The 12,572-nt window shown below is 68.4% G+C and carries 13 protein-coding genes; 5 read left to right on the plus strand and 8 right to left on the minus strand.

Going from position 1 to position 12,572, the window contains the following annotated elements; all coding sequences use genetic code 11:
- Positions 1 to 170: 170 nt before the first annotated feature.
- The 8 genes from ACTJLF_RS29980 to fliE form a co-directional block, all read right to left on the minus strand.
- Positions 171 to 446 (minus strand): EscU/YscU/HrcU family type III secretion system export apparatus switch protein, encoded by a 276-nt coding sequence (locus tag ACTJLF_RS29980; RefSeq protein WP_019657902.1) that lies wholly within the window; start codon positions 444 to 446, stop codon positions 171 to 173.
- Positions 443 to 1,720 (minus strand): flagellar hook-length control protein FliK, encoded by a 1,278-nt coding sequence (fliK, locus tag ACTJLF_RS29985; protein ID WP_440884498.1) that lies wholly within the window; start codon positions 1,718 to 1,720, stop codon positions 443 to 445. Before fliK ends, ACTJLF_RS29980 begins: the two co-directional genes overlap by 4 nt.
- 57 nt (positions 1,721 to 1,777) lie before the next feature.
- A complete protein-coding gene (locus ACTJLF_RS29990) occupies positions 1,778 to 2,110 on the minus strand; it encodes a flagellar protein FliT (protein WP_019657904.1) in 333 nt (110 codons plus the stop codon).
- Between the two features lie 28 nt (positions 2,111 to 2,138).
- Positions 2,139 to 2,558, minus strand: a complete 420-nt coding sequence (gene fliS / locus ACTJLF_RS29995; RefSeq protein ID WP_440884499.1) for a flagellar export chaperone FliS — start codon at positions 2,556 to 2,558, stop codon at positions 2,139 to 2,141.
- A gap of 34 nt (positions 2,559 to 2,592) precedes the next feature.
- Positions 2,593 to 4,035 (minus strand): flagellar filament capping protein FliD, encoded by a 1,443-nt coding sequence (gene fliD / locus ACTJLF_RS30000; protein WP_440884500.1) that lies wholly within the window; start codon positions 4,033 to 4,035, stop codon positions 2,593 to 2,595.
- Between the two features lie 58 nt (positions 4,036 to 4,093).
- On the minus strand, positions 4,094 to 4,450 hold the full coding sequence (locus ACTJLF_RS30005; RefSeq protein ID WP_132799392.1) for a flagellar protein FlaG: 357 nt from the start codon (positions 4,448 to 4,450) through the stop codon (positions 4,094 to 4,096).
- A gap of 163 nt (positions 4,451 to 4,613) precedes the next feature.
- Positions 4,614 to 6,278, minus strand: coding sequence for a flagellin (locus tag ACTJLF_RS30010; protein WP_019657908.1), 1,665 nt, complete (start codon positions 6,276 to 6,278; stop codon positions 4,614 to 4,616).
- A gap of 178 nt (positions 6,279 to 6,456) precedes the next feature.
- Positions 6,457 to 6,774, minus strand: a complete 318-nt coding sequence (gene fliE, locus ACTJLF_RS30015; RefSeq protein WP_019657909.1) for a flagellar hook-basal body complex protein FliE — start codon at positions 6,772 to 6,774, stop codon at positions 6,457 to 6,459.
- 299 nt (positions 6,775 to 7,073) lie between these two features.
- Between fliE and fliF the strand changes: the two genes are divergently transcribed.
- From fliF to fliJ, 5 genes are read left to right on the plus strand one after another with little or no spacing between them, the layout of a single operon-like run.
- Entirely contained in the window at positions 7,074 to 8,819 is a 1,746-nt protein-coding gene (gene fliF, locus ACTJLF_RS30020) for a flagellar basal-body MS-ring/collar protein FliF (RefSeq protein ID WP_126183180.1), read from the plus strand.
- Positions 8,812 to 9,810 (plus strand): flagellar motor switch protein FliG, encoded by a 999-nt coding sequence (gene fliG / locus ACTJLF_RS30025; protein ID WP_019657911.1) that lies wholly within the window; start codon positions 8,812 to 8,814, stop codon positions 9,808 to 9,810. Before fliF ends, fliG begins: the two co-directional genes overlap by 8 nt.
- Positions 9,797 to 10,642 (plus strand): flagellar assembly protein FliH, encoded by an 846-nt coding sequence (gene fliH / locus ACTJLF_RS30030; RefSeq protein WP_440884501.1) that lies wholly within the window; start codon positions 9,797 to 9,799, stop codon positions 10,640 to 10,642. Before fliG ends, fliH begins: the two co-directional genes overlap by 14 nt.
- An 8-nt stretch (positions 10,643 to 10,650) precedes the next feature.
- Entirely contained in the window at positions 10,651 to 12,108 is a 1,458-nt protein-coding gene (gene fliI, locus ACTJLF_RS30035) for a flagellar protein export ATPase FliI (RefSeq protein ID WP_038116407.1), read from the plus strand.
- On the plus strand, positions 12,105 to 12,560 hold the full coding sequence (fliJ, locus tag ACTJLF_RS30040) for a flagellar export protein FliJ (RefSeq protein ID WP_019657914.1): 456 nt from the start codon (positions 12,105 to 12,107) through the stop codon (positions 12,558 to 12,560). Before fliI ends, fliJ begins: the two co-directional genes overlap by 4 nt.
- Positions 12,561 to 12,572 lie beyond the last annotated feature (12 nt).

The following is a 12,572-nucleotide window of genomic DNA, read 5'->3' on the forward strand; positions in this document are numbered from 1 at the left end:
ACAAGTGTCAAACCTTTCGGTAACAAATGTTGCAAGAAGAACGAAAAAATGCCCGAAGTTATTCTTGAACAAGAATGAATTGATAAATCCTATGGATTTATTTCGAGCCGACGGAAGGGTTTTTTCCTGAATTCCGAGGCTCATGATTTCACATTGGTCCATCTGGTCAATTAGTCGCCTGCGCGACCCTCCAGCTGGTGGATCCAGGCCATCACCTCGGCCACCGCGAGGTACAGCTGCGGCGGGATCTGCCGGTCCAGGTCGACCTGCATCAGCAGCTTCACCAGGTCGGCCGACGAGTGCACGTAAAGGCCGTGCTCGCGCGCCTCGCGCATGATCGATTCGGCGACCACGCCGTAACCCTTGGCGACGACCACCGGCGCACGCGTCTTGTCGGCGTAAGACAGCGCGACCGCGCTGCTGCGGTTGTCGAGCACTTCGCTCATGCGGCCTCCTTCTCGGCGACCAGCACCTGTTGCAGTTGCAGCCCCGCGGCGTCGAAGCGCTTCGCGAGCCGGGCGGTGTCTCCGCGCAGGCGCGCCACGGTGGACGCCTCGCGCGCGAAAAGTTGCGCCTGCACCGCCGGGCCGTCGAGGCTCAGCCTCAGGTCGACTTCGCCGAGCTTCGGAAACGCGAGCGACACGGTTGTCGACCAGCGGCGCGCGCCCTCTTCTTCTGCCGCCGAGCCCTCGCGTGCGTCGGACCGTGCCTGCTGTTCTTCCTCGACGCTCCAGCTCATCGGCACGTCGGGCCAGGCATGGCCATTCCAGCGGAAGACGGAACTGGCCAGCAGGTCGAGCTGCTGGTGCACCAACGAGATGGCCTGCGGATGGATCACTTCGGCTGCGCGCGATGCGGGCTGCACCGCGGTGGCGTCGACATGCCGTGCGGATTCGCTCGCGCGGTGCGCGGGCATCGAATCGAGCACGCCGCCGGTCGTGGCGCTCTCGGGTTGGCGGTACGCCGCCTGCACCCGCGCAGCGTCGCTCGCGGCGGGCTGCCATTCCAGAGCCTGCGGTTTGCCTTGAGGGCTGACGCCATCGGCGTGCTGTTGCTGCGCTTCGACGGACGACGCCTGAGGCGCGGTCACCTGCGCCGTGGGAGCTTCGTCGCCCTGCGGAACAGGCACCTGCACCTGCGCAACGAGGGAAGGCAGCGCGTCAGGCAGATCCGCGATCGCTGCCGGCAGCGACACCGCCGCATTCGCCGGCGCCTTCACCGCAACGGGCGTCGCCCACTGGGCCTGCGGCTCCTGCTTCATCTGCGCGAGCGTGCGCGTTCCCGCCGCGAACGAAGCCAGGTGCGATTCATAGAAGAGGCCGCTGTCCGACACCGTCTGCGCCAGCGTGCCTGCCAGCGCGGCGGCGTTCACCGGCTGCGCGCGCGCGGGCAGCAGGGGCGCGGCACCGCGCACCGGTCCCGGCTGCGCCTGCAGATCGGCCAGCACGGCGCCGATGACCCGCGCGGCCACCGACAGCCGCGTCGCCATCGAGGGCTGCGCACCCGTTCCTGCGTGCAGGGTGCCGCCGGCTGCCGCACCCGGGATCTGCCTGTCGAGCGCTGCATTGGAAGGCAGCCGGACGTCGTTCTCGACCTTGCCCACCGCCACCGCCGGCCCGGGCGCACCGATGGTGGCCTCGGGCTTGATGCCGAGCACGTCCAGCCGCGGCGCGAGCCTTGCGGCGAGCAGCGCGTCGAGCAGTCCGGCGAGTGCAGTCATGGTCGGGCTTGTTCAGCGGGTGGAGTTCGATCGATCGGTCGGTGGCCGGCGACGCGCTCAGTGCGGCGGTCCGTAGGCCCTGCCGAGGTTCTTCTGCTGCGTGAGGTGCCCCATTCGGCTCATCAGCTCTTCGAGCTGCGGCTTGATGAGGCCCGACACCTCCGCCTGGTCGCTGCGGATGCGCTCCAGCAGGCGCAGAACGTGCTCCACCTGCGTCGCATCGAGCAGTTCGTGCGGCTCGATGGCCCGCAGGCGCTCCACCATCGCCGAGCAGCGCTCTTCGAGCGCCGGGAGCTGGCCCCACTCCTTGGCTCGCGCCAGCACCAGCATCGAGGCGATGCCGTTGGCCAGCTCTTCGTAGCAATGAACGACCTCACTCCGGAATGCCATGTTGTCCTGTTTCTCTTGTGGTTGCATTTCAGCCACGAGCCCGGTCGCCGATCTCCTGCCAGGCGGAAGCGATGTTCTCGAGGAGCCGGTCGGCCTCGTCCAGGGCCCGCACGTCGTTGTGCAGGTTGGCGCGGAACAGCTGCTGCACGACGTAGTCGTACAGCGCCGACAGGTTGCCCACCAGCTCGGCCCCGGCCTCGCCGGCCGCATCGGCGTCGAGCGCGGCCTTCAGGCCGTTGTCCACGATGCCGATGGCCTTGGAGATCGCATTGCCCTTGGCTTGCGTCTCGCCGGCTGCCATGTGGTGGCGCGCCATGCCGATCGCCGTCTTCGCGCCGTCGAACAGCATCGTGATGAGCTGGTGCGGCGACGCGCTCATCACGCTGGTTTCCACGCCGAGGCGTGCATAGGCGCCGGCACCGGTGCGCATGTTGTGGGGGGTGTACATCGGCTGCTACTCCAGGTTCTGCGTGTCGTGCGTCCTACTTGGACTGCTTCGACATCGCGTCGAACTGCTGCGTGAGGTATGTCTTGGTGTTGTTCAGTGTGTTGATCAGCACGTCGAGCTGGTTGAACTGCTTGCGATAGCGGTCGACCGTGGCGTCCACGCGCACCTGCATCGCGTCGTACTGCGTGTCGAGCTTCTTGATGGTGGCGGTCACGCCGTCGCTGGCCACCTTCAGGGCGCCCTTGGTCACGTCGTCCACCAGCGCGTCGATCTGCTTGCCGTAGCCGGCCGTGCTGCCGGTGGCGCTGGAGAAAAGGTTCGCCACGCCCTTCAGGTTGTTGGCGAGCGCCTTGTCGAGCTTGTCGGAATCCACGGCCAGGGTGCCGTCCCTCTGGAAGGACACGCCGATCTCGGTGAGCACCTTCATGTCGTTCGCTCCGCCGGCCTGCGGCGTGATGATCGCCTGGCGGATGCGCGTCTGCAGGGTACGCAGCGTGTTGTCCCCCACCAGCGCGGCGGCGGTCTTGGTGTCGGCGTCGTAGGCAGTCAGCGTCTTGGCGGTGCTCTGCAGGCTGTTGTAGGCCTTCACGAAATCGTTGATCGCCGTCTTCGCGCTGGCCGTGTTCTCCTTCATCGACAGGCCCGTCTTGCCGGTGCTCACCAGCGTCAGCGTGGCGCCCTGGATGGCTTCCTTCACGGTGTTGGTGGCGCTCGTGATGTCGATGCCGTTCACGTTGAGCTTCGCGTTCTGCGCCGCCGCCGTCTGCTTCAGGTTCTGCGTGCCCGCCGGATCGTTGTTCAACAGGTTCTGCAGCGACGCGTCGCCATCGACCGAGATCCGCATGCTCGACTTCTCGCCGGTCTGCGTGGAAGTCAGTACCAGGCGATTGGGCGTGCCGCTGCCGTCGTTCACGATGCTGGCCGTGACGCCCGCGTTCGCTCCATTGATCGCGTTGCGGATGCCTTCCAGCGTATTGTTGGTCGGGTCGATGGTGATCGACTTGGCGGGCTGGCTCGCATCCGCGGTGAAGGTGGAGCCGCTGTACTTGCCCGTCGCGGCGTCGAAGGTTCCGCCCGTGACGGCGCCGAAGTCGATGGTGATCTTGCCGTTGCCGATAGCCGTCTTTGAATCGACCTGGCCTGCGCTGACAACCGTCTGCGCCTGCGCGAGCTGCGACACGTCGATGGTGTAGTTGCCGGCCGCGCTGGCGTCGGTGGCGGACGCGGAAAGTATGCCGCTGACCGTGGGCGTGCCGGTCACGCTCTGGAACAGCGTCGGGTCTCCCAGCTTCTTGGCGGCAGCCTGCAGCGTCGCGAGCGCGCTCTGGATCGTGCCGTACGCCGACAGTTTGCTCGTGTAGCTCTTGGCCTTGTTCTGCAGCGCCACCAGGGGCTGGCTCTCGGCGTCCTGGAGCTTCGAGAGCAGGTCCGCGAGGTTCAGGTTGGAGCCGACGCCCAGGCTGCTGATCGTTGCCATTTCTATGCCTTCTTGAATTCGTATCGATGTGGTTGCTGGATTCGAGCCCGATGCGGGCTCAGGCCGCGTGGTCCACGAGCAGTCCGTTGCCGCCGTTCATCAGCTTCGCGATGCGAACGACTTCCTCGTTGGGAATCTGGCGAATGACCTCGCCGCTGGCGCGGTCCACGACCTTGACGATGACCATGTCGGTCTCCTTGTCGACCTCGAACTGCAGGCCCACCTCGCGCAGCGCGAGCGACTCGTTCACCTGGCGCACCGCCTGCTCGACCTGGACCGGCGTCGCGGACTCCTTCGCGTCGTCCTTCTCGGCCGTGGCGGCGACGGCAGAAGCCACGCCCGCGGCGCCGCCGACGAGCAGCTGCGTCCACTGGTTGTCCTTCACGGGGTTCGCCGACACGGGGTTCAACATCATTTCCACCTTGCTGTGCTGGTTTCGCTGTTCTCTGCGGCCTCGCCCGCACGGGCATGGCCGCAGGGAGCAGCGCAGGCTCCCGGCTCGCGCCGGGGCCTGCGTTGGCCGGACCCCATCCCAGGGGAGGGCCCCGGCTTTTCTCCGTCTGCTCAGTTCCTTTCGATCAACGCAGGAGCGACAGAACGCCTTGCGTGGTCTGGTTGGCCTGCGACAGCACCGAGGTACCGGCTTGCTGCAGGATCTGGGCGCGCGTCATGTTCGACACTTCGACCGCGTAGTCGGCGTCCTGGATGCGCGAGCGCGACGAGGACAGGTTGGTCACCGTGGTGCCGAGGTTGGCGATCACCGAGTCGAAACGGTTCTGCACCGCACCCAGCGAGCTGCGCAGCTTGTCGACCTTCGACAGTGCGGCGTCGAGCGCCTTCAGGGGATCGACCGTCGACTTGGCGTCGCTCACGGCGTTGGTCGTCAGCTTGCCGGGCTTGGTGGAGTCGGCGTAGACGGTGCTGCCTTGCGAATCGGTCACGACGCCGTTGGAGTTCAGTCGCACCGTTTCCAGAGCCGTGGTCGTCAGGCCGCTCGCACCCATGTATGCGCCGGTCACGGCACCGCCGGCGGCTGCCACTGCGTAGGCAACGGTCGCGCCAGCGCCGTCGATGTCGATGGAACCCGCACCCGCGTTGATCTTGGCGGCAACGGCGTCGGCCGAAGCTGCTTCGTTGGCCACCGTGAAGGCGTTGGCACCAGCAGCAGCGCCGGTGGCGTTGACGGTGTACTTGGCACCGGTAGAGGCGATCGTGATCGAGTCGCCGGCGGTCGTCATGCCGTTCGTCGAGTCGAGCAGGTTCGTCAGCGTGGCGGCAACCGTCGTACCCGAGCCGGTCTTGGTCAGGTTGTTGCTGCTGTCCAGGAACAGCGCCGAGCCGTCAGCAGCGTCGGTCAGGGTGCCGTTGCTGTCGATCTTGACGGTCGTCGAACGCGAACCCAGCTGAACCGTGGCGGTCACGCTGGTGCCGGCGGCCGGGGTCAGCGAGGCGAGCGTGTTGGCTTGCGTGCGGGCGGCTTCGGCAGCGGTGTAGCTCTTCGTCGCGGCGCTGTACGTGTAGGTCGCGGCGCCGGTGATGGAGACGGTGCCGCCATCCTGCATCTTGGCCAGCACGTCGTTGGCCGTTGCGCCGTTGGCGGCAGCGGTCAGCGTGCGGGTGTAGGTCGTGCTGCCGTTGGTGGTCGCGCCTGCGGCGAAACCGGCGATCAGCAGGTCGGAAGCCGTGGCGGTCTTGTTCTTGGAGCCGGCGTTGTTGATGTTGAAGCCGTCCAGACCCAGGGTCTTGGCGCTGATTTCCTGCAGGTCGATGTCGATGGTTTCGCCATCGTTCGCGCCGACTTGCACGGTCAGCTTGCCGGCATCGGCCGACAGGACCTTCACGCCGTTGAACTGGGTCTGCTCCGACACGCGGTTGATTTCGTCCAGGCGCTGGCCGATTTCAGCCTGGATCGAGTCCAGGTCGCTGGCCGAGTTCGTGCCCGTGGCGGCCTGCACCGACAGTTCGCGGATGCGCTGCAGGTTGTTGTTGACTTCGGTCAGGGCGCCTTCCGTCGTCTGGGCGATCGAGATGCCGTCGTTGGCGTTGCGGGTGGCTTGCGTCAGGCCCTTGATGTTGGCCGTGAAGCGGTTGGCGATGGCCTGGCCGGCGGCATCGTCCTTGGCGCTGTTGATGCGCATGCCCGAAGACAGTCGCTCGATGGCGCTGTTCAGCGCCGACTGCGACTTGTTCAGGTTGTTCTGCGTGAGCAGGGAGAGGCTGTTCGTATTGATGACTTGCGCCATGTTCGACTCCTGATTGATGAAAAAAGGTTGTGGACTCCGGCTTTCGGCCGTAACGCTGGACCCGCTTCCACTTAGAGACTCAAGCCATCGTTGACTTGGTTATCGGCGGACCCCCGAGAACCTTTAGGGGCATGCACGAAAAAGTTGCATGGCCCCCGCCACATCACCCTTTCATCGATCAAGCCTGCAGGTTCATCACTTCCTGGTAGGCGGTCACGAGCCGGTTGCGCACCTGCAGACCGGTCTGGAAAGCGACGTTCGCCTTCTGCATGTCGACCATCACGTCGTTCAGCGCGACGCCGGGCTTGCCGAGCTCGAACGACTCGGCCTGGGCATAGGCCTGCTGCTGGGCGCCGCTGATGTTCGCGAGCGAGCGCTTGAGTTCGGCGGCGAAGCCGCCGGCCTCGGCGGGGGCGCTCGCGGCCGGCGCGATGCCGGTCTGGATCGCGGTCGCGCGCATCTGCTGCAGGACGGACTCGATGGCACTGATAGACATGGGATTCCCTCTTCCTGGATCTGTCTCTGCCCGGGCTTGGCCCGAACACTTACGGGTGACTTGACATGGAGGGTGCAAGGCCCTCCGGCTGGCTCGCAGCGTATCAAGGGAAGACCCCGATTCAAGCGCGCAACTGAGGGCAAAAACCCCGGCTGTTCGGCCATTCGAATTCCGGGTGACTGCTGACAATCGTCCGCGAAACGAACAGGCCGCGGACGACATCACCGGCCACCCGGAATGAAATCTCTAAACCGAAATTCCTCTCTCACCATGGCGATGGCCGCGACGAGGGTGCATCCATGAGCACGGCTGCGCCCGCGGGTGCGCTGCCCCAGGCCGGCGACGGCCAGCCGCCCCTGCTCGAACGCCTTCGCGCGCAGCCGAGGCTGCCGCTGATCATCGGCGGCGCAGCCCTGGTGGCCGCCGCGGCGGCCTTCATGCTGTGGAGCCGCGGCCCCGAATACAAGGTGCTCTACACCAACGTGTCGGACCGCGACGGCGGCGCGATCATCGCGTCGCTGCAGCAGATGAACGTGCCCTACAAGTTCGCAGACGGCGGCGGCGCGATCCTGATCGCGGGGGACAAGGTGGCCGAGACGCGCCTGAAGCTCGCGGCACAGGGACTGCCCAAGGCCGGCGGCGTGGGCTTCGAACTGATGGACAACCAGAAGTTCGGCACCAGCCAGTTCGCCGAGCAGGTCAACTACCAGCGCGGGCTCGAGGGCGAGCTGGCACGCTCCATCGAATCCATCGGCGCCATCGAGTCGGCCCGGGTTCACCTGGCGCTGCCCAAGCCCTCTCTCTTCGTGCGCGACCAGAAGAAGCCCTCGGCCTCGGTGGTGCTCGCGCTGGCGCGCGGGCGCAGCATCGACGAAGGCCAGGTCAGCGCCATCGTCCACATGGTCTCCAGCAGCGTGCCCGACCTCGACGCCAAGAGCGTGACCGTGGTCGACCAGCGCGGCAACCTGCTTTCCTCCGCGCGCGGCACCGACCGCGGGCTGGACGTGAGCCAGCTCAAGTACGCGCAGGAGATCGAACAGGGCTACATCCGCCGCATCGAGGCGATCCTGCAGCCGATCGTGGGCGCGAACAACGTGCGCGCGCAGGTGGCGGCGGACATCGACTTCTCGGTGGTCGAGCACACCGACGAGAAATTCAAGCCCAACCAGGACCCCTCGCAGGCCGCCGTGCGCAGCCAGCAGAGCAGCGAGTCGGCACAGAACGGCGGCGGGCAGCCCGGCGGCGTGCCCGGCGCGCTGTCGAACCAGCCGCCGGTGAACCCGACCGCGCCGATCACCGGCCCCAGGGCGCCCAACGCCCCCGGCACGCCGCCGGCGCCGGGAACGCCCGGCGCACCGGGAGCCCCAGGCACGTCCACCGCCTCGACCGCCTCGACGGCCTCCACCGGCCCGAGCAGCACGCGCAAGGACACCACCACCAACTACGAGCTCGACCGCACCATCCGCCACGTGCAGCAGGCTGCCGGCGGCGTGAAGCGGCTGTCGGTCGCCGTCGTGGTGAACAACCGCGACGCCGTCGACGCGGGCGGCAAGGCGACGAGCCGCGCACTGACGCCGGCCGAGCTGGAGCAGATCCGCAACCTCGCGAAGGAAGCGATGGGCTTCAGCCAGGACCGCGGCGACTCGCTCAACGTGGTGAACAGCGCCTTCGCCCGCGACGCCGACAGCGCCCCCGCGCCCGAGGTGCCGTACTGGCGCGACCGCGAGAACATCGAGCTCGCCAAGACCGCCGGCCAGTACCTGCTGTACGCGCTGCTCGCACTCTTCGCCTGGTTCGCGGTGCTGCGTCCGCTGATGCGCAAGCACCTGGCGCCTGCGCCGGCACCCGTCCCCGTCGCGCCGCTGGCCGATGCCCCGGTGGCCGCGGCAGAGCCGAACGAGAGCGCCGCGGCCGCCGAGGAGAGCCTGCGCGAACGCGAGGCCAACCGCCGCAAGGCCGACATGGAATACGCCCACCAGATCGCCGACAAGGACCCGAAGGTGGTCGCGGCGCTGATCCAGCACTGGATGAACAACGATGAGTAGCGAACAGGGAATCCGCAAGAGCGCCATCCTGCTGATGGCGCTGGGCGAGGACCGCGCCGCGGCCGCGCTGCACCAGTTGCCCACCTCCGAGGTGCAGGCGCTCGGCCTCGCGATGTCGAAGCTCACCTCCGTCTCCAAGGAGGAGCTGGCCGAGGTGCTGTCCGAGTTCCGCCAGGAGACCGAGCAGCTCTCGGCGCTGCACCTGGGCTCGACCAGCTACATCCGCGCGGTGCTGCGCAAGGCGCTGGGCGAGGACCGCGCCAGCAACCTGCTCGAGGACATCCTGCAGCCCGACGAGCCGCGCGGCGGCATCGAGCGCCTCAACGAGCTCGAGGCCGGCGAGGTGGCCGAGCTCATCCGCGACGAGCACCCGCAGATCCTCGCGACGCTGCTGGTGCACCTGGACCGCATGAAGGCCTCCGAGGTACTCGAGAAGCTGCCCGCGCGCCTGCGCCACGACGTGATCATGCGCGTGGCCACCTTCGGCGGCGTGCAGCCCTCGGCGCTCAACGAGCTGACCGACGTGCTCACCGAGATGCTCGCCGGCCAGGGCCTGCGCCGCAGCCGCCTGGGCGGCGTGCGCACCGCGGCCGAGATCGTCAACCTCATGAGCACCAGCGTGGAGGAAGAAGCCATCGCCCACGTGCGAGAGCAGGACGAGGCGCTGGCGCAGCGCATCGTCGACGAGATGTTCGTGTTCGAGAACCTTCTTGGCCTGGAAGACCGCAGCATCCAGCGCCTGCTCAAGGACATCGAGAGCGACTCGCTCATCATCGCGCTCAAGGGCGCGCCGATGGAGCTGCGCGACAAGTTCCTCAACAACATGTCGCAGCGCGCCGCCGAGACGCTGCGCGAGGACATGGAGCTGCGCGGACCTGTGCGCGTGTCGCAGGTCGAGACCGAGCAGAAGGCCATCCTGCAGGTCGCCCGCCGCCTGGCGGAGGCCGGCGAAATCGTGATCGCGACGCCTGGCACCGATGAATTCGTCTGATTCCAACGGCAATTTCGGCGGCTCCGGCGAGTTCGGCGACTCGCGCGAGCGGCTCGCCGCCATCCACGCCGCCGCGCGCCAGGCAGCCGGCGGGCCGCGCACCGGGCGCACGCCTGCGGCTCCGCCCGCGCTGTCGGCGTGGGAGCGCTGGGAGATGGGCACCATCGACGGCAGCCCGCGTGCCTCCATGTCGACGCCCGCGGCCCGCAGGAACGCCGAGCGCCGCAACACCGCGCCGCCACCGTCGCCGCCGCCCGCCCCCAAGGTCGACCTGGCCGACCTCGCGCGCATCCGCAGGGAAGCGCGCATGGACGGCGAGGCCGAGGGCCGCGCCGCTGGTCTTGCCGAAGGCCGCAAGGTTGGCCACACCGAAGGCCTGGCCACGGGTCTCGCGGCTGCGACTGCACATGCCGAGCGCCTGCGCGCGCTGGCCCGCTCGCTGCCCGATGCGCTGCGCCGCGCGGAAGAGGAGCTTTCGCAGACGGTGCTCGCGCTTGCGCTCGACGTGGCGCGCCAGGTGGTGCACCGCACGCTCAAGGCCGAGCCCGAATGGGTGCTGCCCGTGGTGCGCGACCTGCTCAACACCGAGCCGGCCCTGCGCGGCGAGCCGCGCCTTCTGCTGCACCCCGACGACGTGGCGCTGGTCAGAAGCAGCCTCGGCGAAGAGATCGAGGCCGCCGGCTGGCAGATGCGCGCCGACGACACCATCACCCGCGGCGGCTGCCGTGTGCAATCGGCCACCGGTGAGCTCGACGGCACGCTCGAAACGCGCTGGAAGCGCGTAGCGGCCGCCCTCGATGGCGAAGCCGACGGCAGGCCCGAAGTCCGGTGAACGCCGCCATGCAGGCCGCCGCCCCCAACCCCCACCTGCAGTCGGTGCGCGCCGCGCTCGAAAAGGCGCGCGCCAAGGTCGCCGGCTGCGAGACCACCATCGCCTCGGGCCGGCTCACGCGCGCCGTGGGCCTGGTGCTCGAGGCCGTGGGCCTGCAGCTGCCCGTGGGCAGCGACTGCCTGATCGAGCTGCCGCCGGGCCATCCGCAGCGCCATGCCGAAGCCGAAGTGGTCGGCTTCGCGGGCGACCGGCTCTTCCTCATGTCCCAGACCGAAGTGGCGGGCCTGCTGCCCGGTGCGCGCGTCTACGCGCGGCCCGGCGCGCCGGAGCCCGATGCGGCCGGAACCGTCGGCGGCGGCAACGTCCACACCAAGCGCCTGCCCGTCGGCGAGGGCATGCTCGGCCGCGTGGTCGATGCGGCCGGCCGGCCGCTCGACGGGCTGGGCCCGCTCGACATGGCCCGCAAGGTGCCGCTGAGCTCGCCGCCCGTGAACCCGCTGACGCGCGCGCCCATCGACTCGGTGCTCGACGTGGGCGTGCGCGCCATCAACGGCATGCTCACCGTGGGCCGCGGCCAGCGCATGGGCCTGTTCGCCGGATCGGGCGTGGGCAAGAGCGTGCTGCTGGGCATGATGGCGCGCTACACGAGCGCGGAGGTCATCGTGGTCGGCCTGATCGGCGAACGCGGCCGCGAGGTGAAGGACTTCATCGAGAACACGCTGGGCGAAGAGGGCCTGGCCCGTGCGGTGGTGGTGGCGGCGCCGGCCGACAACTCGCCGCTGCTGCGCCTGCAGGGCGCGGCCTACGCGACCTGCCTGGCCGAGTACTTCCGCGACCGCGGCAAGGACGTGCTGCTCATCATGGACTCGCTCACCCGCTACGCGATGGCGCAGCGCGAGATCGCGCTGGCCGTGGGCGAGCCGCCCGCCACCAAGGGCTATCCGCCCTCGGTGTTCGCCAAGCTGCCGGCGCTGGTGGAGCGCGCGGGCAACGGCGCGCGCGACGCGAACGGGCGCGGCGGCTCCATCACCGCCTTCTACACCGTGCTCTCCGAGGGCGACGACCAGCAGGACCCGATCGCCGACTCGGCGCGCGCGATCCTCGACGGCCACGTGGTGCTCTCGCGCACGCTGGCCGAGGCCGGGCACTACCCCGCCATCGACATCGAGGCCTCGATCAGCCGCGCGATGACGGCGCTGATCCCCTCGTCGCAGTTCGACACGGTGCGCCGCTTCAAGCAGATGCTCTCGCGCTACCAGCGCAACCGCGACCTCATCAGCGTGGGCGCCTACGCGCCGGGCCACGACCTGCAGCTGGACCAGGCGATCGCGATGTACCCGCGCATCGAAGGCTTCCTGCAGCAGTCGATGGACGAGCGCACGGACTACGCCGAATCCATCGCCCGCCTGGAAAGCCTCTTCGAGGGCGAGCCGCGCACAACCACTCCGCAAAGAAGCACAAGATGACACGCAAGCTCCCTCTCGGCATGCTGATCGACCTGGCGCACACGCAGACCGACGACGCCGCGCGGCGCCTCGGCGCGCTGCAGAACGCGCACCTCGACGCCAGCCAGAAGCTCGACCTGCTGCTGCAGTACCGGCAGGACTACCACGAGCAGCTCGACGCCCTGATGCGCGACGGCCTGCCCTCCTCGCAGTGGCGCAACTACCGCAACTTCCTCGGCACGCTGGACAACGCCATCGAGCAGCAGCGCGCCATCGCCGCCCAGACCGGCACCCGGCTGGACCACGGCCGCGACGACTGGCAGCAGCAGCGCCGCCGCCTGAGCTCCTTCGACACGCTGGCCGAGCGCGTGCGCATGCAGGAAATGATGGCGGAGGCCAAGCGCGAGCAGCGCGACAGCGACGAACGCGCGGCGCGCAAGTTCTTCGACCGCGCCTCGCACCCGACCCTTTGAGAAAAACAGCCC

It is taken from the genome of Variovorax sp. 22077 (genome assembly GCF_052044195.1).
GTDB classification, from domain to species: domain Bacteria; phylum Pseudomonadota; class Gammaproteobacteria; order Burkholderiales; family Burkholderiaceae_C; genus Variovorax; species Variovorax atrisoli.